The sequence below is a fragment of the Archangium sp. genome (assembly GCF_045802675.1).
Lineage (GTDB): Bacteria > Myxococcota > Myxococcia > Myxococcales > Myxococcaceae > Archangium.
Map to the genome: position 1 here is coordinate 1 of NZ_JBJMQO010000029.1, position 22,181 is coordinate 22,181.

A 22,181-nucleotide genomic window follows, 5' to 3' on the forward strand; every position below is an offset into this window, starting at 1 on the left:
GCTCGACGTCCCGGGCCCGCGCCTGTCTGGAGACCCGTCGGTGCTGGAGAATCAATTGGCGGCCCTGGAGAAGACTCCGCCGGTCGGAGCCAACGGCCACGCGCTGTGGAGCGAGTACCTTGAATACGGCAAGGAGCGCCTCGCGGACCTCGCTCAGGGCAAGAAGGTGAAGCAGGGCAGGCCGCTCGAGCCACCCCTCAAATGGGAGGGCTACCAGAAGATGCGGGGGCTGGTGACCCGGGGCCTGGCCTTCGAGCGCGGCATGGCGGAGTTGCTGCGCACCGATGCGGCCCTTCCGCAGGCACAGCGCCGCTTCCTCCAGGACTTCAACGCTCCGCGTGTCGAGACGTATGTGGGCGTGCGCAAGCCCACGGCCGGCCTGCGCTTCGCGGACGTGCTCGTCATCGAGCGGAAACCGCCCCCCGGGCAGCCACCTCGCGTGGAGACGTTCAGCTTCAAGAGCCGCGACTTCTCGGGGCTGGAATACAAGACCCTGAAGGTGCAGATGATTGCGGACGCGAGGGAGGCCCTGGAGTACTACGGCGAGACGTTGGACATCCGCAGACCTGGGCTCGAGCTTCGTGTAGAGGTCCGGAGGGTTCGTCTCATCTACGAGGGCGGTGCGCTCAGGCCCAAGGACGTGGGCGACCTGAGGACTGCCGTGTATGAAACCCAAGACTCTGTTCCGGGCGTGGAGGTGTCATTCCAATGAAGGTGCTGAAATTTCACGGCTCGAGGGACGAGGACTATCTGCGGCTTGACTTCACAGGGGCGTTCGAGCCGCAGGCAACCCGAGAGAGTGAGCTGGAGCCTTTTCTTCAGGTGCTCGAGGCGCATGCCGGCGAGTGGATGCCAGACATCGTCAAGGGCATGCGGGACCGGAAATACTCCCATGCCACCTTCTGGAAGGCGTTGCAGGAGGAGCGGAATGAAAGAATAGCGACCATCGGGCTTTATCGGACGAAGTGGCCCGCGTTGGATATGGCACTCTCGATTTGGCTTCCCCCGCTGCTTCCCAAGCTGAATGTCCTTGTCAAGGTGAAGCCGCTCTCGTTCTTCACGGAAGCGGAGCACTGTCATCAATTCGTGGAGATGGTGCGTGCCTGGTCGTTGCGCTACCCGGTCTCCTACGCCTCGGCTCACAGCGTTGATGACAGTGCGTTGGCGGGCGCGCCCTGTTTCGGTCGCGAGCTGCAGACCTCCATCCGGGACGGATTCGACAAAATCTACGAGGTGTTCTGGCTCAACGTCTTCGGTCCCAAGCTGGTGGAAGCCGTCGGCCGCGAGCGCATGCTGTCCACTCCGGCCCACCGGGTGGAGGAATTGCCCAACGGCTCCGTCCTCCTGGTGACGTGGCCCACGGCGGCGGACTTCGCCAGCGAGGAGGCGCGGCTCGCCCAGGCCCGGGCGCACGTCCACCTCCAGCCGGACCTCGACCTCGACACCGTGCTGCGCGGCTTGCGCGAGCGCAGCGCCACGCTCGCCCCCGTGGAGCCCCGCTTCCACCCGGACGTGGCGCCGCTCCTCTCGCGCGTGGTGGACCGCACCGCCAGCCATGAGCGCCAGCGGAGGATCGCCGAGCTCAACGCGTGGCGGCCGCCCGAGCCCGAGGAGTGGCTGCCCGTCGACGCGGCCCTGCCCTCGGACGTGGGGAACCCCGAGCGCGTGCTCGAGCAGTACAGCCTCCATGCCGAGCACCTCGTGGCCATGCTGCACACCGAGGTGCCCTCCGTCTTCAAGCAGACCCCCGAGTCGCTCACGGACACCGACTTCTATTTCTGGCGTGAGGACTTTCCGAGGACGCGCGTGCGAGAGAACCTCGACGAGCACCTGGTCCCGGCCGTGGGCGCGTACCTGGGACAAGTGCTGGTGCGCCACCTGGGCGGACGGTGGCTACCACGAAAGAAGCTCCTGGAGGCCCAGGTGCTCGTGGGCGACCGCGTGTGGTTGCCCATGGCCCGGGCGCACCGCTACCTGCGCTCGCGCCAGTCGCTGCTGGACTGCTCGCTCACGCAGCTCTACCGCGAGGCCGAGCGCCACCGCTGACCGCTTCCGCGCACCGTCCGGCACCCGACGAACGACATGACCGCGGGAGTGGGCCGAGGTGATCCCGCCCTGTCTGGGCGGTCTCGTAAGTGCCCGGAAAGACGAGGGGTGAGGAGCCCTCGAGGCCCGTGGGAGGGGAGGGCGCCACCGTGGCGGATGCCCCGGGAGATGTCAGACCCGGGGAGTAGTTTGCGTCCTTGCCGCTGAACCGGAACCGACGCGCCATCGGCGTGAAGGAGGGTGTCAGCCGGCAAGGGGGTTCCATGCGAACGAAGCTGTGCGTGTTGGGGGCGGTGTTGGGGACGGCGTCGGTACTGCCGGTGGTGTGCACGCCGGTGAGGGAGTCGGCGCAGCAGACGAAGGAGGAGCAGCCGCGAGGCGGAGTCTCGCGGCAGGCGGGCCAGCCTCTCAATGGCCATGAAGCCGAGCCGCTCTCGCCCGCCGGGGTGCCGGCGAGCCCGGTGAGCGACGAGCCGAAGCACCCGTGCGAGCTCGTCACCGTGATGCGGGTGCCGTGCGATCCCGCGACGGCCACGTGCGAGTACACCTACTGGGAGTGCCCGCGGAACGTGAAGCCGCTGAGGGCGTGACGGAGTGACGCAGCGCGGCCCATGCGTGGGCCGCTCGGGCGCGGCGGGTCGGGCTCCTCGGAGCCTGGCTCGCCGCGCTGCTGTTTGGGGGGCAAGTCCAAGGAGCGGTTAATATTCGTCGGAGATGTTGGCCTGCTGTGCGGCTGATCAGCTCTGCGCTTCAGAAGAAAGAAATGCTGCGATGGATTTCTCGAAGGCGGGACGGATTAGAATGAACATCTTGTCTGGCTCGTTGCCGGCGGCGAAATACAGGCAGTGCGACAACTCGCCTCCCCTTTTTGCGCGCATAAGGACGGAGTGCAGTTCTTCAATCTCCACCACAAGCCCGTGCGCGAGCGCGTTTAGCATCGTCAGGAGCGCAACCGATACAAAGGGTGTGTGCCCAGCTCTCCGTTCGACTTTGTCATAAGATTTGTAGAAAATCTGGAACGCTTCTTCTGGCTTGGCAACTCGTACCGGTTGCGTGGTCACGAGCCCAGTAGCACCGAGGGCATATGCGAAGTGCTTCCAGTGCCAGTTACCGACTGGCAACTCTCCGATTTTGGCAAGAGCCTCAGAGAACCGTGCGGCAACTTCAGTCACGTGATATGTCCAACTCGAACGTGCCCGGTCCAGTGCTTTTCCGTGCAGTTCCAATGGAGTGCGCTTCTCAAGAAAACCTAGGTCCACCAGAATCTCGAACCGCGGGATCGTCTGGTGATCTGCATTCTTAGTGGTGGCTCGTTTGGAATTTGTGCGAGGCCGGAGCAGAGCGCTGGGGCCCTTTGAGTGGGCAAGGCGCTTATTCACGCCCCTGTCCGGTTCCATTTCCGCCGAGATTGATTGGCTGAGTTCGCGGATAGTTCGCAGTTCGAGCACTTGGCTCATAGTGACCGTACTCTGCAATCGTGCCACAAACTCTCGCATGGCTTGCGCTAACATGGAACGAGCCATCGCCGCGTTGATTTCCGTGCCTGTCCCGAGCTGACCCACCGTGAATGCAAGGTTCCAGAGGAGCTCATCGTGCTCCCCCAAATGGAAGAAGAAAAAAGCTTGTTCGACAGGAGAGATGTAGAAGGGATTCCATGCCAGCGGATTGCCCGCTGCGAACCTGGCGATTGCAGTTTCATCAAAGAACGAGCGAAGAAGGAGCGCACGCTCTGTGATCTGATTTCCTTGGCCGACGAAGCCGATATTTTGGGCCCATTCCAGGATCTTTGCCTTGGTTTTATCGTCGATCGGCTGACCCCAAGAGGAGAGACCAGAGGTCATTAGTAGCCCATCTGCGATGGTGAGTGGCTTCTTGTCGGTTTCTAAGTCCGAGAGCGCTCCTCCAACAGAGTGCTGCGCGGCATCGCGCAGTGTCGGTATTGTAGAGAGCCTAGAGAAGAGTACCGTTCCAACCTTCGTCAGGATTGCATCACGAGTCATGCTTCGCCGCTCTCGCGGCATAAGAGCTACCAAAGCCTTGAGCAGACCCAGGCGTAAGCAGAAGTCTTGCTGCTTCGTCCAGCGTATCTCCGCCATCAGAAGCCCTCCCCTCCATGAGCCACTACCCGAGGCCGTATGGTGCCCACCACAAGTCGTGGTGCGGTGCTGACAGCACTGGAGAAGATGGCCTGACCGGCTTCAAGCTGTCGGATCATTTCGCTAAGCTCGATGGGACGGCCATTGTGGCGGATCTTGGCGGGAACAGCGTTTTGCAGCAGCCCGACAACCGCATCAATGTCCTCTTGTACACTGAGCCGGTGCACGATGAATGTGTCGATCTGGCTTGCCGCAGCAGACGATACTGCACCTTTGGGTCGCTGGGTTGCCATCCAAAGAGACAATCCATAGTTACGGCCTTCGAGGACGAATGCATCCAATTCCTTGCGGATGGAAGATGACTCTCGCTGTGGAAGCAAGATCTGAGCCTCGTCTATTGCAAGTATTGTTCGTGGAGCGCACTGCGCGAGCGCCCGCTCAAGTTCAACGCGCTTGTCCGGCGTATCTTGGCTGATCGTGAGCCTTCGCCGGATTTGGCTGGCGTACATGCGATCTGAGCGCAGCTTCCGAACTATGACTGTTGTGAGCACCGTGCGAATCGAGGAAGGCAGGCGACCCAAGCAGAGTATTGAGAGCGTGCCCTCGCGAAGTAGCGCCGTGAGTGGTGTCCCCTTCGAGTCGAACAGCGGCATCCGCTCGAATGAACGCAGTGGCTGGACCACACTGCGGATCGTTTCCCGGTGATAGAAACTGGAGATGTCCTCGTCATGCTCCGCGCAATCCACGAAATCTTGGATGGTGTACTGGCTTTTGGGTTGCACCGGGCCATGGCCTCTTTGCCAGCCGAGTTCGGTCACTTTCCGGTACACCTCGTCGATTAGGCGACCACGAGGCTCGGTGAGCAGATCACAATCAAGGAGAAAGGCCCAGTCACTCGCATCCAACGCAGAAACGGGGAGTTGGTATGGGACGAAGCCGGGGTGATCGATCTCCCAAGAATAACCTGCAGGCATGAAAACTTGGATGTTGAGCGGTTCCGGGGAAAGTTCCTTCCAACCTGAGAGGAGTTCATACTGCTTTCGCATGCCTTCCGAGCCGTCTTTTCTGAGTGGCTCGATTGCAGTCCAGTGGATGTCGAGTGGGTCGAGGAGTAGCACCGCCCTCGGGACGGTGTGTGTCCCGATCAGCGAGCCATTGTGGGTTGCAAAGGCTTCCAAGATAGAGCCCATGCCGAACGACTTTCCGGAGCCTCGTTTGCCTACTTCAAGCGCGACGAAGTTCTCACTGCCATCAAATATGATGCGCTCCTTGTTGCCCCGCTCACTCATTCGCCCGGCCCAGACGACGTTTTCCGAGCGCGCACTCCCGATTCGGACTTCGCCTGCGACGTGCGGCTCAATGTCAAAAGTCTTCATCGCCATGGTCGGTCTCAGATTATATCGCTTTGGAGTTCGGCAAGAATGTCCGTATCAATCTGTGGCTTGTCATGCCGCATGGTACGTTTCGCAGCGCTCTGGATGCGCTTTAGAACCTCGCGCGGCCGGTTAGCCAGAGTCTCGGACATGCACTGATTTATGAACTCGTCGAGCGCCTCGGGCGTGAAGGGATACGATTCTAGTGCCGCCGGATTACCTGTAGTCAGTGCTTTGAGTTCGGACGGAACGGTTTCATCGAGCGCTCCAGGTGCGAGCGCCTTGCGGTGTGGGAGCGGGACGGGCCCCTTCCGGATCAGAGTATGAAATAGCTCTTTCACCCAATTGCGCAGTTCATCCGGGCCTGGGTTGAGCAGATCTCTGTAGTTCTGTGCCCCAATACGGGTGCGGATCTCGTCCCAGAGGAACAGTTCCGGAAGGTCATCGCGCGAGTTGGCGCCAACATAGAAAACGTAACCGACAGCTAGTGTTTCGGTGAGGGCTCGGATGCAGCCGACCCAACTCCAGTATGTATCCGGGTGCTTCACTTGCTTGAACTGTTCTGCCTCATCGATGAGGAAGATTAGTACCTTCTTGTCCACCTCTTTGATCATGTGCGCAAGGCCCTTAATTACGGCGGCGAAGTCCCGGCTCACCGTAAGTTGTGGACTCAGGCCTTTGGCAATCTTTTCTGTATCTATGCCCTTCTCTCCCCCCAGCCATCGGAGGGTCTGTCGAACCAAATCCAAGTTTGCCAAGGTGAGCCCTTGGAAAGCGGCAGCGAGTTCGTCGGAGCCGAGCACTTCTCGCAACGGCGGCACTTGGTGGTTCTCCGCTCGGAGATGATACTCGTTGGCAACCCGTCGAATCGACTCAACTCCGATTTGCAGCAGCAGTTGAGTGAAGACGCTTGAGAATGGCTCCTTGGCCTTAAACTCATGGCACTTCACGTAAACGACCTGGACAGGTAGCTTTCGCTCCTGCACCTCATACATGATGTTGTGTGCCTCGTGCGTCTTTCCGCGCCCGTAGTCGCCGTAGATTACAGCCGTATATCCCTCCAACCCGTAGCTGCCTTCCTCGATTGCGTTGAGCAGATCGTCTCGGAACCGCCGATCACGCTCGCCGATAACGATCTTTCGGTTGGCTTCGGGCTCAAGCTGGAAGCGCTCGAACCCGGGTCTCATGTAAAAGTACTGCGACATTGCCTTCATGTGCTTCTCCTCGAACGGGAGTTGATAAGGGCCCGTCTCCCTTGCAGTCTTGCGTTCATCGCTGCGAATTCCTCGGTGGCCCACCATCTCAGCACGCGTTCGATCAGTCTCTGGTGTGTTGGCGTCGAGCCAGTGATCCGCAGACCAAGTTCGACGTTCCGGAGTAGCCCCGCTTCGGTGAGGTTGGCAGACGTGACGATGACTTCGTGTTCGGCCTGGTGTTTGCCGAGCGCGCCATACAGCTTGGCGTGAAGGTTGGGCAGCACGAGAAGACGGCTCGTCCTGGCGCGAAGGCAGCTGCGAACTTGTACTGCGAACTCCGGTCGAGTTGCCACCTGGAGCCCGATCCCCGCCTTCTGCGCAGAACGGTCCAATCGGGCGATCACAGCCAGCCCTCGGTCGTCCATGAACGGGGTCGACAGCGTGACTTGGTGATACCTGCTGGCTACGCGGATGACGCGCTCCAACAGTTCCAGTACCGCTTTGCCTTGACAGGTCTCGATCATAACTGCCTCCGACGAAGATGAAGCAGTTTTTGGGCCAACCATCAAGGTGTTGAATTTACTAGACTTTTTCTTTGCGGGTGGGGGCTCTGCCGCAGTTCTGCGGCGGCATGCCGCAGAATTACGGCAAGGCCGAGCGGCGTTTAAGGTCCGATAAGCGGCGCGTGAGTTCGTTTGGCTGGATGCCGAGGTGGTCAGCCAGCGAGCGGGTAAGTTCGGGGTCATGCTTGAGGATGTCCGCAAGAGCCGAACGGAGCTGGGCGTAGACGGTGTTGCAGTGGTTCGCCAGGGTCTTGCTGCTCCCGATGGGGGTGCGCAGGAGTTCATCGAGGAATTGCTGCACAATCGGCACCTGCGCCGCAGCGGACGGCGTCGGCTTTATTCCGGCAATCACCGCGTTGATGGGCTGGCCGGTGAGCATCACGTGTCGCAGCACTTGGGAGAGTCCGCGCAGTTCCCCCAGTGTGGACCAGTCCGCACTCTCTAGAACGCTCCGCTCGTCTGCCGAAAGAGAGAAACCCTGGATCCGCTGGTGTCTTTCTTCGATCCTTTGGCGGTCAAAGCCGTCCACTTGGGCTACGAGCACACGCGTTAACCAGTCGCTCTCGGCGGCCTTTACCTCGGAGATGACCACATCGAGGTATGTATCCAGGTCGTTCCGAAGCTCGCTTAGAGACGGTGTGAAGAGGACGTGGTCCGACAGTCGTTCCCGGAGGTCACGGCGAAGACTGGTCAGTTCGCGCCAAGTTGCTCCAATGGTTAGCCCCTTGTAGACGAAACCCTCCCGTCCTTCTCCTCCAAGCCGGGTTACCTCCCCACCAGAGAGGGCAGCGAGAAGTTTGGGCTGGAGCGTGGGATCGAGATCCCCGATTTCATCCAGGAAGACGACGCCAAAAGTTCCGCGGGAGCCTCTCTCACTCTCGCGTCCACTATCCGCGAGCTTGAAAATGCCTTCGCGTGTCTGCTGTGCTCCAGTGTAAGCTCCTTTCTCGTGACCAAATAGCTGAGACTCCGCCAGGGAGGAGACGAGGCCTGGGAGGGATAATTCCACGAGCCACGGTAACTGCCGGACGGAGACACGGCCGGGCTCATCAGTGGTGATGGTTGCGAGAAAGTTGCGGGCGTTCTCGGGCTTGAGTAGGTGGATGTACCTTCCTAGTGCGATGGTGCGCACCAGCGAACTCTTCCCGGAACCAGGTGGGCCAAGAATCAGAGCCCCCCTCGTGAGTGGGTCAGAGCAGAGGGCGAGCAACCCAGAGCGCAGTCGGATGATGGCCGGGCTTCGGCCGGGTAGCGCCGCCTGGAGCATCCCTTCGAGTGTTCCGTCGCAACTGCGGAGCCTCTTCCTAAGACTCATGCACCTGGGAGCATATCCTGAAAGAGCACCGTGGGATCCACCGTTTTGGGTGGGATATCGGACAGGCTCCTCAGAAGGTCGTCTACTGGCGTACGGACTTGGGTTGACGCTGGTACATTAGCGCCATCTGACGAAGTCGTTCGTGTGCAGTACTCCCTGTGAACGCCTCACTTGGACGGCTCAACTTGGTAGATGTCTGCCCAGGTGCAGCCGCATGGTTCCTCTATGCGCTATGGTGGCTCTAGCTTCTTTTCGATGGTCTCCTGGCCGTGCTCGTCCCGACGCTGATGGTCGCCATGACCGAAGGAACGCGGGCCTGTGCTCATGACGCAATGTGGCAATAGGCGGCAGGGGGTCCTACAATGAGCCCAACCACAAGAACGATAATAGAAGTACACCTGAGAGCGCTCGACGAAGTGGCCAAGATCGGTCGGGAAGCATCAAAGGAATTAGATAAGGCGGACGATAACCCCTTTGTATTGCGCAAACTCGTAGCGGTGCTGACCCATAAATTGGAGGTGCTAGGCGCCTCGTCCTTGGCGCCGTCCGAGTTGTCTCCAAAGTTGGAAGATGAGTGCCTTCGACTCCGCGCGGAGTTCTGGGATCGTTTCTCCTATGCTTGCAATGCCAAAGGCTGGGAGCTCACCGGCAGCACTTCGCGCAGACTGGTCTCAAGCGGCATTTTCATCGAATTCGATGATGACGAAGTGGAGATCGTCGAACTCGGAATCGTACTACCTCCCTTCGTTCCTTCGGTAATACAGGCATTAGAGGAAGAGGTCGAACTCATCCGCAGGTTGAGGCAGGAGCCGCAGAAGTTCATCGACCTGCTTGGACAAGCTTATGCGCACGTGCCTGGGGAGCAGGAGCGTCCGATTGAGCAAGTGTACCGGGCAGCAGTGCTGGCATACCAAAAGCCCTCTTTTTGGAGGACCGTAGCGCCGAGCGGGTTTGCTAGATTGAGCCGACCCGCGTTTCGCTCTGGGCTGGCAGAGGTGATGGCCTCCGGGCTACGGACCAGTGATGGGCGCGAATTACGCTTTGGTACGAGCCTCTCGCCGAAGGAGACATGGGAAGTGTTCTCTCCGGGAGAGGGGCGGGTCGTTCAGGTGGGGCGGATTGGATTCGTACCTACGGAGGGCTTTCGATAATGAACGAGCGAGTCTCTGCTTCTGATGCACGCCGTATTGTTCGGGCACTTCGGTATGGCGCCACGCCGAGTGAATTTGCAGATCGTATTTTCGTCGGCCAAGCCAAGTGGTTAGAGCAGGCCGTCATCATGTCGTGTCACACTGCGGAGGACGGAGACTTTGAGGTGCGGTTTGTCCGTGCTGCTTATGGTGGCGGAAAGACGCTTTTCCTCAAACGGCTAGAGCAGGATGTGACCGAACGCAATTGGGTCACGGCCTATGTGCTTCTGAAACACGGCTCGGTGGATCTGGATAAGTTCGAGACTGTGGCTGCCGAGTTGTGCCGTCAACTAGTTCTGCCGAAGGGTGGACGGGGATTGCTTGCACTATTGGAGATCGCCTTGCAGGAGATTGGAAAAACATGCGGGTATGAGCAATCGCGGAGCAGCTCATTTGCTACCCACGAACGGGTGATCGAAAGGGTAAATGAGATTTGCTTGCGTAAGGGGATCGGCTACGACATGACCTTGGCTCTGCGAGGGGCATGTAGGTCATTCCTTTCAAAGAATAGCATGCAAATCAAGCTGGGTGCACGGTGGCTCGCAGGCGGGCCGGATAAGTTGCTCATTCCCGGCATGCACGTAGGGGATCGCAGCCCAGATGTCGCGCTCAAACCATTAGGGGTAGGGGCGGCTGACCAACTCCTCCGACTTATAGCCGTGCTGGTTCGAGAGGCGGGCTATGCCGGACTCCTTATCGCGATCGACGAATTGGAGCTGATCTCTGGCCTACCTCCCAAGCGTCGGGCAAACGCCTTCCAGACGCTCAGGGGGCTCGTCGACCAAAACGATTCTCAGCTCCTACCGCCTTCGACCTGCCTTTTTCTCGCGGCGACACCACAAATGTTCGAGGACCGAGAGATGTTCCCAAGCTATAAGGCATTACAGGATCGAATCGAGAGCCTCCCAGTTTTAGGCGCACGCAAGCAGATCAACTATAGGGCACCGGTGATCGATCTTGATGCCACCGAACTCCAGTCTTCAGAGCTGTACGAACTTGGGGAGCGGATCATTGGCTTTTACGAGCTTGGGGGAGAGTCGGTCCCAACTGATGCCAGGGAGCGTCTGAAGGAACTCGTCAACGCTGTCACTTCGCGCCGCTATGTAATCGCGCGACCGCGATTGCTTTGCCGCTGTGTGGTAGAGATGCTGGAAGGCTCGCTTGGGCAGGATCTCTCTCAGGAACTGGCCGCACGAAACGAAGAGATGCTTCGGAACCGCCAGAAGGAAGTACTTGGGTCGTGAATCTCACGGAGGCACGCCGAGTCATTCGAGCACTCCGATCGGGGGTGGTTAGCTCAGAATCAGTTACTACCACCTCTGTCGGAACGGCATCCATCGAAGATGCATTGGCCAGCCGTCTCCGGGCCTTCGCCTCTGGCTTGGTGGGCTCGAATGCAATCATACTTGAGGGAGACTGGGGGGCTGGAAAGTCGCACCTTTTGATGCTTTGCCGTACCATCGCATCTGATCTGAGCATCCCCTGGGTTCATGGCACGATTGATGGCCGAACTCATTCGCTGTCTCACCTGCACCGGTGCATTTCCGGGTGGCTCGATGCAATGAGGGTTGGTTCATGCATGGGCCTTCGGTTAGTGTTGGAGTCCGGTGCGATTCCAAGAGAATCCTCGCTCAAGTGGACCAATGAGCACACAGGCAATTTTGCGCAAGGTTTACGCGATGCCCTGAACGGACATCCAATGGGGTGGCTCCGCGTTCTAGGACACTTCTACTCCTCGCCTGATTACTCGTATCAGCATGCCAAGGCCGTGGATCTGTTCTGCTCTACTGCGGAGTTCCTCCGAGACTTGGAGAAGAGCGGGATAGTGCTCATGCTGGACGAGGTCGAGAATATCGCCCGTGAATACGACCTTCGCGGACGTAGACGATCCTATGACACTCTGAACCGTTTTATTACACACGGGAGTATCTTCACGATTCTATTCGTTACACAAAGGTTCGTTGCGATCGCGCGCAACGATTTCGAGCGAGGTGTTTTTGACAACTGGATGAACTGGCCCCCTGGCGCAGTCAGCTTCCTCAATCACCTACAGGGTGTTGAGCGACTTCGGGTGCCACCACTAGACGAGATATGTGCAGAAGAGCTAATCTCGAAAATACAAGGGTTGCACCGCAATGCGTACGGTCCAGGAGTTCCCATCTCAAGCAGACGGGTCATTGACGCATGGCGTGCTACGCCGACCCGGTCTACGAGATTGTTGATTCGGATGGTTATTCAGGAACTTGATCTAGCCTTGGGCGAATGACGGGATGATGCGGTTCCAGGCTGACGTGGGGAACCGCTGATCTTATAACTCTTCTATTCTGAGAAGACTCGTGCACGGACCTTCAGATATGGGATGCTTAGCTATGGAAAATTGCCGAGCACTGCAAGACCAACCACATAGGCAAGTTTGGGCGGAACGGCATTGCCGATCATTTCTGTGAGACGCGTCCGCTTTAGGTTCCCCTTCTTGCCTGTGAACTTGAAAAAGTCAGGGAAAAACTGGAGGCGAGCTGCCTCATGCGGAGTGATCAGCCGCCTTCTTTTAGGATGAATGAATCTCCCCTGGCCAGGTGAGCCGAAGCCGCTGGTAATGGTCTGGGCAGGTTCCCCCCACTTCATGCGACCGTACATCGACGTATAGCTGTGCTGCTTGTCCTTGTGACATGACGGGCGCAAAAAGTTGGGCAGATCATGCTGCTTGTTGGTGAAAAGCCAGTCGACTCTCTTCTGGTTTTCAGCACTCAGCGTCGAAGGAGCGTCGAATATGGCGTCAGAACTCCTGAAACTTTTAGTGCACAGGTCACTGATTGCCCATTTGACCGTGCGCGGACGGGTTCGCAGCGATTGAACGACATCGTTCAACCTCAATTTCATGCCATTGATTTCGCCCTGTTTTCGAACGGCGATGAGGATGTGCCGACGGCGTGATTGAGGAATGCCCATTTCCGATGCGCTCACGACTGCCTCATCGATATCGTAGTCCTTTTCGAGGAGACGTTTTGTCCTCTGGACGACTTGAAGTTTGTCGTGGATGACCGCGCGAACGTTCTCGATGATGATCGCCTTGGGCCTCAGGCTGACGGCAAGAGCCGGCATGAGCAGATACAAGGCATTCTTGGGGTCATCTCGCCGTGAATGATTGTTGAGGTTGGAGTGGCCCTGGCAGGGAGGTCCGCCGATGAGGAGATCCACATTGTCAACTAGTGCTTGAAATGCGGGCACTCTCAGTTCCGGAGTACGAAGGAACTCGCCTGCCTCTAGGTCGCCATACTCGAAGGCGACCACCTTTGAGAGATCCTCCTTGAAGGTGTCTCGAGGCTTCAGGTTTTGCTCGTAGACTTCGAAGGTATCTGTATTGGAGTCCGCAGCCAGTAGGGCCTCGAACTCATAACCTAGCGCCTTGGCAGCCCACTTTACTCCGAGAGACATTGCCCCGCACCCAGCAAATAGGTCTACGACCCTTAGCGACCTAGGGCTGCCAACGGGGTCAAGTGGCTCAGGATCCCAACCCTGAAGCAGCTCACGATCCCAGGCTGCACGCAGAGCATCCTGTTTTTTCGGAACCGGCTTGCGAATGGGCACCGCAAGTTTGGGTCCTAATTTGGAGCCAGTAAGCACGCGCCGCCAGAGCCACTCGCCCTCGACGCCGTACTCTTCCTGGGGGGAACTGTCGAGCAGGTTTAGTTGATGCTCCCGTGCCCGAGTCTCTTGTCCCCCGGCGCGACGTTCACTTTGAGATTGAGATTGGCGCAAGACGATCGGCATCGAAGAAGCGGTTCAGGGTGACCTCAAGAGTGTCGTCCCGAGTCTGACACTCCCATACCACCAAAACCCGGAAAGAGCGAGATTCGAGTGCCCGGATTTTTGCTCGGTCCCTGGCGATGTTGTCGGCGAACTTTTTGCTCCAGAAGTCGACGTTGGTTTTGGGCGTGGTCGCGAACCGGCAGCCCTCATGGCGATGCCAGAAGCAGCCGTGTACAAAAATGGCGAAGTGCTGGCGCACGTTGGCGATATCCGGCGAGCCGGGCAACGATCGGACGTTGAGCCGGTACCGGATATTGCGTGCCGACATCGCCCTGCGGACGAGCACTTCTGGTTTAGTACCTGCTTGGCGCACGGCTTTCATACGCCGACTTGTTTCCGGCAGTACCACGTGCCGCTTGGTACGCATGTCACGCCGTGGCATCGCTCCGCACGGTCCACGGAACTTCGGCGGGACATCGGCTGCGTACATGCTCACTCGCCAGAAAAGAGGAGAGGTCTTCCATCGTTGGCGCCAGAAACGACGAGGGGAGCACCAACGAGCGGGGGCATGAAGTGACCTGTGGAGTCATGGGGTCGTTATTACGTTTTAGGTAACCTGGGTATAGCATGAATCCCGGCGGTACTGCTTGGTAATTTCGAGTTCGGGTACCTTCCGGCGCATCGCGCGGGGCGTCCTCACCCAGGGGGGGCGGGTGATTTCGCGCAGGATCGCCCACCCGCAGTGTGGCCCTGGACAGCGCACCCCCGTCCACCGCGTGCACTTCGGCCGGAAACTACCGGTGTCAGGCGGCGTCGCTACAGTGGTTCCCGTCGCCGTGAGCCCCTCGAACCTCGCCTCCGTCGCAGTCGGCCGTCCCGTCCGGGGCGAGTTCACCTATGTCGTCCCCGAGGGCCTCTCGGGGCGGCTGTCGCCGGGCCAGCGCATCCTCGTGCCCTTCGGCCGCAGCATGTCGCTCGGCTTCTTCCTCGGGCCCGCCACGCCTCCTCCCGAGGCCGAGAGCGTCAAGCTCAAGCCCATCATGAAGGTGCTGGAGGACTCGCCCTCCCTCCCGCCCGATCTCATCTCGCTGCTGCGCTTCGCCGCCGAGCACTACCGCTACCCGCTCGGCGAGGTCATCAAGAGCGCGCTGCCTCCCGGGCTCACCAAGGCCGAGATGGAGAAGGAGGCCAAACCCGACGTGCAGGAGTTCGCCGTGGCGCTCGTGCCCGAGGCGCCCGCCGTGCTGCGCCGGGCTCCCGCGCAGTCCGCCGCGCTGGCCTATCTGCTCGCGGTGGGAGGCCGCGCGCCCATCGAGGAGGTGGCCCACGCCATTCCCGGTGCGCGCGAGACGCTGCGCAAGCTCGTGGAGCGCGGCCTCGTGCGCATCGACGAGGAGGTCATCGCCCCCGGCGTGAAGGAGGGGCTCGCCCAGGGCCGTCCCGAGAAGCTCACCCCCGAGCAGGCCGTCGCGGTGCTCGAGCTCCACGCGGCCGTCGACACCGGCGGCTTCCAGCCCTTCCTCCTCCATGGCGTCACCGGCAGCGGCAAAACCGAGGTGTACCTGCGCGCCGTGGAGAGCGCCCTCGCGCGGGGCAAGGGCAGCCTCGTGCTGGTGCCCGAAATCGCGCTCACGCCGCAGCTCGTGGGGCGCTTCCGCAGCCGCTTCGGCAACGACGTGGCCGTGCTGCACTCGGCCCTCAAGGACCGCGAGCGCCTCTTCCACTGGCAGGCCCTGCGCAAGGGCACGGTGCGCATCGCCGTGGGCGTGCGCTCGGCGGTGTTCGCTCCCGTGGAGAACCTCGGCCTCGTCGTGGTGGACGAGGAGCACGACCCGTCCTTCAAGCAGGAGGACAAGCTGCGCTACCAGGCGCGGGACCTGGCCGTGGTGCGCGCCAAGCAGGCCGGGGCCGTGGTGGTGCTCGGCTCGGCGACGCCCTCGCTCGAGACGCTGGAGAACACGCGCCGCGGCCGCTACCGCAAGCTCGAGCTGAAGAACCGCGTGGATGACCGGCCCATGCCCACCATCGAGCTGGTGGACCTGCGCCAGGAGCGTCCCCGCGAGCCGATGGTGCAGGAGGAGGCGCCCATCCTCTCGCCGCCGCTGCTCGACGCCATGGCGGAGACGATTTCGCGCGGCCAGCAGGTCATCCTCTTCCTCAACCGCCGCGGCCACAGCACCTTCCTCATCTGCGAGGTGTGCGGCACCTCGGTGAAGTGCTCCGAGTGCGACGTGTGCCTCACCTACCACCGCTCGCAGAACCGGCTGGTGTGTCACTACTGCGGCGTGGCGCACCCCGTGCCCGAGCACTGCCGCGAGTGCACCGGCCCGCTGCTCAAGCTGGGCGTCGGCACCGAGCGCGTGGAGGCCGAGGTCGCCGAGCGCATTCCCCAGGCCCGCGTGGCGCGGCTGGACCGGGACTCGGCCACCAGCGCCGAGCGCCTCACGGAGCTGCTCGCCCAGTTCGCCCGCCGGGAGATTGATGTCCTGGTGGGCACGCAGATGGTGGCCAAGGGGCACGACTTCCCCGGGGTGACGCTGGTGTGCGTGGTGATGGCGGACACGTCGCTGGCCATCCCCGACTTCCGCGCCTCCGAGCGCACCTTCCACCTCCTCACCCAGGTGGCGGGGCGGGCCGGGCGCGGAAAGGATCCGGGGCGGGTGCTCGTGCAGACGTACAACCCGGACGCGGACCCGGTGCGGCGCGTGCTCGCCCACGACTTCGACGGCTTCGCCCAGCGCGAGCTGGAGCGGCGCAAGGTGCTCGCCTGGCCGCCCTACACCCGGCTGGCGGCGGTGCGGCTGGAGGGCGAGAGCGCCGAGCAGACGGCCACCGTCGCCCGTCAGCTTGGAGACTTCATCGGCCGCAACATGCCCCCGGCCTCCTGGGGGGTGCGCCTCCTGGGGCCCGCCGTGGCCCCCATCTCCCGCATTCGCGGCCGCACCCGCTGGCAGTTGCTCCTCAAGGCCCCGTCCCATGCGGCGCTCGCCCCGCTGCTCGCCCGCCTGGAGGCGAAGCTGGTGGACATTCCCTCCGCCGTGCGCGTCACGATCGACGTGGATCCCGCGGCCATGCTGTAGACTCGCGCGCGATTCCCATGGCCGAATCGGTCCTCCTCGTCCACGACGACATCGCCACCATCGCCACCGTGCGCCGGCTGCTCGCGCGCGAGGGCTATGAGGTCATCCTCGCCACCTCCGTGGCCGATGCCCTCATCGCCTTTGGCCACCATCTGCCCGCGCTCATCATCCTGGCGCCCGGGGTGGAGAGCGGGCGCGGTCACCTCGTGCTCGAGGAGCTCGGGCTGCACCCGGACATGCGGCTGGCGCGCGTGCTGCTGCTCGGCGAGCCCGTGCCCGGCAGTGCCGCCCCCGTGGCCGCGCTGCCCCTGGATGGCTCGGGCTTCGTGTCGCAGGTGGCCTCCGTCATCGCCTCGCCCGCGGGCCCCGAGGCCTGGTTCGCGGTGAAGGAAGACGTGGCGCCGGAGCCCGCTCCCGTGCGGGCCGGTCCTCCGGGGCTCGTGCAGAAGGCTCCCGGCGCCAGCCGCAACGCCGCGCTGGAGCACGCGCTCTTCGATGACCTGCCGAAGCTCGAGGAGTCCCGGCGGCCGTCTCCGTCCTCGTCTCCGTCCTCGTCCTCGCTCGATGCCGAGGACCTGTTCTCCCAGACGGAGCAGGCGGTGGTGGCCACCACGGCACCGGCCAGTGCACCCGCGGCCAGCCCGGCGGACGTGCCCGGCCCGGCGAAGCCCCTCGGGGTGCGCGAGTCGGACCCGGGAGACGAGGCGGAGTCGCTCTTCGGGCAGACGGAGCAGGCGGTGGTGGGGTCGGACCAGATTCCGGTGGTGACGCCCGCCGGGCCCGACGAGGACGAGATGCGGCGCCTGGAGGACGAGGTGCGCCGCGAGGCCGCCGCCCGGCGCCGGATGAAGCAGGAGGAGGGCTCTCTGCCCGCGTCTCCGGCGGGGCTGTTCGCGCGGACGCCCCCGCCAGGCTCGGCCATTCCCATCATCACGGCCGCGGCCCCGAGCGAGGTGGTGGCCGTGGCGGTGACGGTGCCGCCAGTCCCCGAGCCGGTCGAGCCCCTGTCCGCGCTGCCCCAGCTGCCTCCGGTGAAGGTCGTCGACTTCGAGGCCGAGGCCCGGGCGGAGGCCGAGCGTCTCGCGCAGCAGGAGATTGAAGCGGCCCTGGCGCGCGAGCGGGAGGCGAAGGCCAGCAAGAACGCGCCTTCGCGGCTCGGAGACGAGGGATTCTTCGACGTGGAGCCGGCCCCGGCGCCGTCCGCGTCCACGCCGGGGCTGGAGGGCTCGGACCTGGAGCCCGTTCCGGAGGATGCGCCGCTGCCAGCGGAGGGCGACGCGCCCGAGGGCTGGGAGGAGCCGCACCAGGAGAGCGTGGGCTCGGACTGGTTCGACTCCGAGTCCGCGGAGGCGCCGCGGAGCGAGCCGCTGACGCCCGCACGGGTGAGCGCCGAGCCGGTGAGCCTCGAGCCGCTGAAGTCCGAGCCGGTGCACGTCGAGCAGCTGAGTGTCGAGCCGGCGAGCCTCGAGCCGCTCGAGCCCAAGCCGGTGAGCGCTGGGCCGGAGAAGGCCGGGCCCGTACCGGAAGCGGCGCCGGAGCCGGCTCGGGAGACCGGGGGCGAGAAGAAGCCCGCGTCGAAGGGCCTGGAGGAGACGGCGAAGTTCCCGCTGCGGCCCGTGCCCGGGTCGGTGGACGCGCCGGATGTGGAGTCGCTCCCGGCGGACGACGCGGTCGCGGTGCTGGAAGTGCGCCTGATGAGGGCGGAGCGGCGCATCACCCAGGTGCTGTCCGAGCGGGACGGTGCGCTGGCGCGCCGGCGCGAGGCGGAGCGCAGGACGGCGGAGCTCGAGACGCTCGTGGCGGAGCTCCGGGAGTCGCTCGAGAAGCAGGCGGAGGCGCCAAACGCGCGCGAGGAGTCGCTGCGGCGCGAGGCCGGGCAGACGCGGGAGCGGCTGGAGTCGCTGGGGCGCGAGCTGGAGGCGGCTCGCGAGAGCGAGGCCTCGCTGCGCGCGGAGCTGGAGCGCCTGAAGCAGGAGGCGTGGTCCCGCGAGGACACGTTGCGGCGCGAGGCCGAGGCGCAGCGCACGCGGCTCACGGCGTTGGCGGAGGAGAGGGGCCTGGAGGCCTCGCTGCGGCTCGAGGTGGAGCGGCAGCTGGAGGCGGCGAAGGCGCGGGAGGTGGAGCTCGAGGAGGCGCGGACGGCCGAGGTCCGGCGGCGCGAGGAAGTGGAGGCCGAGGCCTCCGGGGTGCGCGAGCGCGACGAGCGGCTCGAGGCGCTCCAGCGGCGGCTCGAGGAGTGGCGGGCGAAGGCCGAGGAGCAGGAGCGCCGGCGCACCGAGGCGGAGCAGCGCGCCACGTCCGAGGCGGAAGCGCGGGCGCGAGTCGAAGCGCGGCTGGAGTCCGAGCAGGCCTCGCGCGTGGAGGTGGAGGCACGGGCCACGGCGGAGACGAAGTCCCGCCAGGAGTGGGAGGCCCGGGCGCACGGGGAGGCGAAGGCGCGCAAGGACGTGACGGCGCGGGCCGAGAAGGAAGCCAGGGCCCGGGCGGAAGCCGAGGCGCGAGCCGAGAAGGAAGCCAAGGCGCGGGCGGAAGCCGAGGCGCGGGCCGAGAAGGAGGCCCAGGCCCGTACCCAGGCCGAGGCCCGGGTGGAAGCGGAGTCGCGCGCCCGTGCGGAAGCGGAGTCGCGCGTCGCCGCCGAGAAGAAGGCCCGGGCCGAGGTGGAGGCCCGGGCGCGCTCCGGCGCGGATGCGCGCGTGCAGTCGGAGATGAAGGCCCGCGCGGAGGCGGAGTCTCGCGCCGAGGCGGTGGACAAGGCCCGCGTGGAGGCGGAGTCTCGCGCGGAGGCGGAGTCGCGTGCCCGGGCCAGGGCGGAGCTGAGCGCCGAGGCCACGGAGAAGGCGCGGGCCCGTGCGGAAGCGCGTGCCAGCAAGGCGGAGCAGGAGCGCACCGAGGCGCTCTCGCAGGCCGAGCAGTTGGAGCAGGCGCGGGTCGACGCGGAGACGCGCGCGGCGAACGAGGAGCGGCTGCGCACCGAGGCGGAAGCCCGGGCCGAGCGCGCGGAGAAGGCGCGGGCCACGTCGGACATGCAGGCCGCGGAGCTGGAGCGGGCGCGGGTCGACGCGGAGACGCGGGCCTTCAACGCGGAGCGGCTGCGCGTCGAGGTGGAGACGCGGGCCGAGCGCGCGGAGAAGGCTCGCGCCGCCCTGCAGGCCCGTGCCGCCGAGGAGAAGCAGGCGCGCACCGGGGCCGAGGAGCGCGCCGGAGCCGCGGAGCAGGCGCTCGCGCAGGCCCAGGCCCGGGTGGAAGCGGAGACGCGGGCGCGCGAGGAGCTGTCGCGCGAGCACTCGGAGCAGGAGGCGCGCCTCTCCCAGTTGGAGGAGACGGTGGCGCGGCATGCCGCTCAGGTCCGCGAGGCGCGCGAGGAGCGGGAGTTCCTCTCCCAGGAAGTGGAGCGGCTCGAGGGCTCCAGGGCCCGGGCGGAGGCGGAGGCGGCCGAGCGTCTCACTCGCGCCGAGCAGGCCCGCCGCGAGGCCGAGGAGAAGGCCCTGCGCGACGCCGAGGCGACGGTGGCCCGGGTGCGTGCGGAGGCGGATGCGGCGCTCGCGAAGGTCCGCGCCGAGGCCGAGGAGCTGGCGGCCCGGGCCCGTGCGGCCATTGTCTCCATCCAGGTGCCTGGCCGCTTCGAGGTGGACATTCCGCGCAGCGGCAGCGTCAACCAGGAGGGGCTCGCGCGGCTCGTCACCCGGTTGCAGGAAGCGCGGGCCCAGGTGCGGCTCGAGCTCAAGGTGGCCGGGGCGCTGCGCATCCTCTGGTTGAAGGACGGGGCGCTGGTGGGCGCGGTCTCCTCGGCTCCGGACGAGTCGCTCGTGGACCGGGCGCGCGCCGACGGCCTCATCGACGCGCGCCAGGAGAACGAGCTGCGGCTGGTGCGCGGGGCCTCCACGGGGGCGCTCATCGACGCCATGCGCGGCCGCGGTTACGTGCGCGAGAACGAAGTGGTTCCGCTCGTGCAGCGCTACACCGAGCAGGTCGCCCTGGACGCGCTCGGCGAGTCCTCTTCGCTGTACCGGCTCAACGAGGAGCCGCCTCCGCACGAGGTGGCGCTCGCCGCCTCCACCCGGCCGTTGCTGCACCTGCTGGCCGAGTCCCTGCGCAACGGCGTCTCCGCGGACTCGCTGGTGGAGGCCGCCGGGGGCCTGCGCGCCGTCGTCGTCCGGGGTGAGCCCGAGCCCGCGCCGGAGGCCTTCGGGTTGTCCTCGCGCGAGCTGCGTCTGCTGGAGGAGGTCGACGGAGAGCAGACGCTCGAGCAGCTGCTGCTGGGCGCGGGCATGCCGCAGGACACGGCCCTCAAGGTGCTCGCCGTGGCGCGTGCGCTGGGGCTCGTCACGCTGCGGCCCGCCGCCGCTGCTTCCGGCGAGCAGGAGGCCCCGGGCGAGCTGGACGTGCGCCGGCTCGAGTCCAAGTTCGAGGAAGTCCAGGAGGCGGACTACTTCACCGTGCTCGGGCTCTCCCGCGGCGCGGGCAGCGAGGAGGTGAAGCGCGCCTTCGAGCTGCTCACCGCCGAGTTCCACCCGCTGCGCTTCGCGGGGCATCCGGATCCGGCGCTCCAGCACCGGGCCCAGCAGGTGTCCCACGCCCTGTCCGAGGCGGCTCGAGCGCTCGCGGATGACAGGTTGCGTGAGGAGTACGCCCGCAGCCTGCTGGACTGAGGCCGGGCGGCGGGAGCGCGCCGCCGGCCTGTCTCACTGCACCGACACCTTGAAGGGGTTGGACTGGATGGCGATGTCCTTGCCCACGCGCACGGTGAGCACGACCTGGCCGCCCTGCTTGTCGATGCTGATCCGCTCCTGGCGCACGCCCCGGTCGAAGGCGTTGCTCGCGTTGGGGGTGACGTGCCCCTTGTTGGTGGAGATCTGCACCTGGCCGGAGAAGGCCTCGGCCTCGGGGCCCTCGGCGCGCAGGGTGATGACGAACGGGACGCCGCGGACCTGATCCGGGATGGGATCGATGCGCAGGCCGGTGACCAGCAGGGGCCTGCTGCCCCCCGCGGGATCGGGCGTTCCGCTCCCCGGCTCGGGCAGGGGGTCTCCCGGATTGCCCACCACCATCACCGGCTGCATCTCCGGAGGGGGCGGGAGCACCGTGAGGCCCTGGGCCTGCACCGACGTGTGGCCGTCCTCCAGCTCCAGCCGCACCTCCTGGGGACCGGCCACCAGGTCCGCGGGCACGGTGGCCTGCAGCGTCCCCTCCTCCGTCATCGCGGTGACGGCCACCCGCTGCCCGCCGATCAGCACCGTCGGGGGCAGCACCGTCGCCGTCCGATTGCCGTAATCCACCTTCACGGGCAGGGGCGCGTCCAGCTCGAGGGTGATGGTGGCGCTTTCTCCGCTCACCACCTCCTCGGGCTCGATGGCGACGATGTTCGGCGCGGGCGACGAGTACGGCTCGCAGGCGCACAGCAGCAGCATGGAGAGCAGCGCGGTCTTCCGGAGCACGGTATTCCCTCCTGTGCCGGTCTACCCGGGAATCCAGGTTACCCCAGTGTGCTCTTCCTCTCGGCCGGTGGAAAGCCGGTGGGTGGTTTTTTCGTGTCCGGCTGTGTAAAACACCCGCAATTCTTGAAATGTGAGAA

General features: G+C 64.2%; 15 protein-coding genes and 1 pseudogene. 8 read left to right on the plus strand and 8 right to left on the minus strand.

All coding sequences use genetic code 11. The annotated features are described in order from the left end of the window. The 3 genes and pseudogenes from ACJ8AN_RS08520 to ACJ8AN_RS08530 all read left to right on the plus strand — a co-directional run. Positions 1-712: pseudogene (locus tag ACJ8AN_RS08520) on the plus strand (hypothetical protein); the annotation flags it as partial. After that, a complete protein-coding gene (locus ACJ8AN_RS08525; RefSeq protein WP_407754759.1) occupies positions 709-2,046 on the plus strand; it encodes a hypothetical protein in 1,338 nt (445 codons plus the stop codon). The pseudogene ACJ8AN_RS08520 and the gene ACJ8AN_RS08525, both read left to right, overlap by 4 nt. 263 nt (positions 2,047-2,309) lie before the next feature. Beyond that, entirely contained in the window at positions 2,310-2,636 is a 327-nt protein-coding gene (locus tag ACJ8AN_RS08530; protein ID WP_407754760.1) for a hypothetical protein, read from the plus strand. A gap of 147 nt (positions 2,637-2,783) precedes the next feature. Here the strand turns inward: ACJ8AN_RS08530 and ACJ8AN_RS08535 are convergent, their stop codons facing one another. The 5 genes from ACJ8AN_RS08535 to ACJ8AN_RS08555 form a co-directional block, all read right to left on the minus strand. Continuing rightward, positions 2,784-4,142, minus strand: a complete 1,359-nt coding sequence (locus ACJ8AN_RS08535; protein WP_407754761.1) for a hypothetical protein — start codon at positions 4,140-4,142, stop codon at positions 2,784-2,786. Next, positions 4,142-5,524: an ATP-binding protein gene (locus ACJ8AN_RS08540; protein ID WP_407754762.1), complete on the minus strand. Its 1,383-nt coding sequence runs from the start codon at positions 5,522-5,524 to the stop codon at positions 4,142-4,144. Before ACJ8AN_RS08540 ends, ACJ8AN_RS08535 begins: the two co-directional genes overlap by 1 nt. An 8-nt stretch (positions 5,525-5,532) precedes the next feature. Further along, positions 5,533-6,729, minus strand: a complete 1,197-nt coding sequence (locus tag ACJ8AN_RS08545; RefSeq protein ID WP_407754763.1) for a hypothetical protein — start codon at positions 6,727-6,729, stop codon at positions 5,533-5,535. After that, on the minus strand, positions 6,726-7,235 hold the full coding sequence (locus ACJ8AN_RS08550) for a hypothetical protein (RefSeq protein ID WP_407754764.1): 510 nt from the start codon (positions 7,233-7,235) through the stop codon (positions 6,726-6,728). The genes ACJ8AN_RS08545 and ACJ8AN_RS08550 overlap by 4 nt, the downstream gene beginning before the upstream one ends. A 118-nt stretch (positions 7,236-7,353) precedes the next feature. Next, entirely contained in the window at positions 7,354-8,406 is a 1,053-nt protein-coding gene (locus tag ACJ8AN_RS08555) for a sigma 54-interacting transcriptional regulator (RefSeq protein WP_407754765.1), read from the minus strand. A 599-nt stretch (positions 8,407-9,005) separates the two neighbouring features. On the opposite strand from ACJ8AN_RS08555, the gene ACJ8AN_RS08560 reads away from it, so the two are divergent. From ACJ8AN_RS08560 to ACJ8AN_RS08570, 3 genes are read left to right on the plus strand one after another with little or no spacing between them, the layout of a single operon-like run. After that, complete coding sequence (locus ACJ8AN_RS08560) at positions 9,006-9,740, plus strand: hypothetical protein (RefSeq protein ID WP_407754766.1); 735 nt, start codon at positions 9,006-9,008, stop codon at positions 9,738-9,740. Next, on the plus strand, positions 9,740-11,023 hold the full coding sequence (locus tag ACJ8AN_RS08565; protein ID WP_407754767.1) for a BREX system ATP-binding domain-containing protein: 1,284 nt from the start codon (positions 9,740-9,742) through the stop codon (positions 11,021-11,023). Before ACJ8AN_RS08560 ends, ACJ8AN_RS08565 begins: the two co-directional genes overlap by 1 nt. After that, positions 11,020-12,045 carry a BREX system ATP-binding domain-containing protein gene (locus ACJ8AN_RS08570; RefSeq protein ID WP_407754768.1) on the plus strand — a complete coding sequence of 342 codons (1,026 nt, stop codon included), beginning with the start codon at positions 11,020-11,022 and terminating at the stop codon, positions 12,043-12,045. The genes ACJ8AN_RS08565 and ACJ8AN_RS08570 overlap by 4 nt, the downstream gene beginning before the upstream one ends. A gap of 101 nt (positions 12,046-12,146) precedes the next feature. On the opposite strand, the gene ACJ8AN_RS08575 is transcribed toward ACJ8AN_RS08570, so the two are convergent. Then, positions 12,147-13,550, minus strand: coding sequence for a DNA cytosine methyltransferase (locus tag ACJ8AN_RS08575; RefSeq protein WP_407754769.1), 1,404 nt, complete (start codon positions 13,548-13,550; stop codon positions 12,147-12,149). Then, positions 13,513-13,911, minus strand: coding sequence for a very short patch repair endonuclease (locus ACJ8AN_RS08580; RefSeq protein ID WP_407754770.1), 399 nt, complete (start codon positions 13,909-13,911; stop codon positions 13,513-13,515). Before ACJ8AN_RS08580 ends, ACJ8AN_RS08575 begins: the two co-directional genes overlap by 38 nt. Positions 13,912-14,365: 454 nt before the next feature. Here ACJ8AN_RS08580 and priA point away from each other — a divergent pair, with 454 nt between their 5' ends. Both priA and ACJ8AN_RS08590 read left to right on the plus strand, forming a co-directional pair. Continuing rightward, a complete protein-coding gene (gene priA / locus ACJ8AN_RS08585; protein ID WP_407754771.1) occupies positions 14,366-16,609 on the plus strand; it encodes a primosomal protein N' in 2,244 nt (747 codons plus the stop codon). A 17-nt stretch (positions 16,610-16,626) separates the two neighbouring features. Continuing rightward, positions 16,627-21,258, plus strand: a complete 4,632-nt coding sequence (locus ACJ8AN_RS08590; protein WP_407754772.1) for a hypothetical protein — start codon at positions 16,627-16,629, stop codon at positions 21,256-21,258. Positions 21,259-21,291: 33 nt separating this feature from the next. Here ACJ8AN_RS08590 and ACJ8AN_RS08595 read toward each other — a convergent pair whose 3' ends face one another. Continuing rightward, the gene (locus tag ACJ8AN_RS08595; RefSeq protein WP_407754773.1) at positions 21,292-22,044 is read right to left on the minus strand and encodes a hypothetical protein; all 753 of its coding nucleotides are present in this window, start codon (positions 22,042-22,044) and stop codon (positions 21,292-21,294) included. Between the last annotated feature and the right edge of the window lie 137 nt (positions 22,045-22,181).

What these genes read in the sequence shown, in the direction of transcription:
- ACJ8AN_RS08535 (WP_407754761.1), bottom strand. Translation starts at nt 4,142, where the DNA reads ATGGCGGAGATACGCTGGACGAAGCAGCAAGACTTCTGCTTACGCCTG.
- ACJ8AN_RS08550 (WP_407754764.1), bottom strand. Translation starts at nt 7,235, where the DNA reads ATGATCGAGACCTGTCAAGGCAAAGCGGTACTGGAACTGTTGGAGCGC.
- ACJ8AN_RS08580 (WP_407754770.1), bottom strand. Translation starts at nt 13,911, where the DNA reads ATGAAAGCCGTGCGCCAAGCAGGTACTAAACCAGAAGTGCTCGTCCGC.
- ACJ8AN_RS08590 (WP_407754772.1), top strand. Translation starts at nt 16,627, where the DNA reads ATGGCCGAATCGGTCCTCCTCGTCCACGACGACATCGCCACCATCGCC.
- ACJ8AN_RS08525 (WP_407754759.1), top strand. Translation starts at nt 709, where the DNA reads ATGAAGGTGCTGAAATTTCACGGCTCGAGGGACGAGGACTATCTGCGG.
- ACJ8AN_RS08545 (WP_407754763.1), bottom strand. Translation starts at nt 6,729, where the DNA reads ATGAAGGCAATGTCGCAGTACTTTTACATGAGACCCGGGTTCGAGCGC.
- ACJ8AN_RS08565 (WP_407754767.1), top strand. Translation starts at nt 9,740, where the DNA reads ATGAACGAGCGAGTCTCTGCTTCTGATGCACGCCGTATTGTTCGGGCA.
- ACJ8AN_RS08575 (WP_407754769.1), bottom strand. Translation starts at nt 13,550, where the DNA reads ATGCCGATCGTCTTGCGCCAATCTCAATCTCAAAGTGAACGTCGCGCC.
- ACJ8AN_RS08530 (WP_407754760.1), top strand. Translation starts at nt 2,310, where the DNA reads ATGCGAACGAAGCTGTGCGTGTTGGGGGCGGTGTTGGGGACGGCGTCG.
- ACJ8AN_RS08540 (WP_407754762.1), bottom strand. Translation starts at nt 5,524, where the DNA reads ATGGCGATGAAGACTTTTGACATTGAGCCGCACGTCGCAGGCGAAGTC.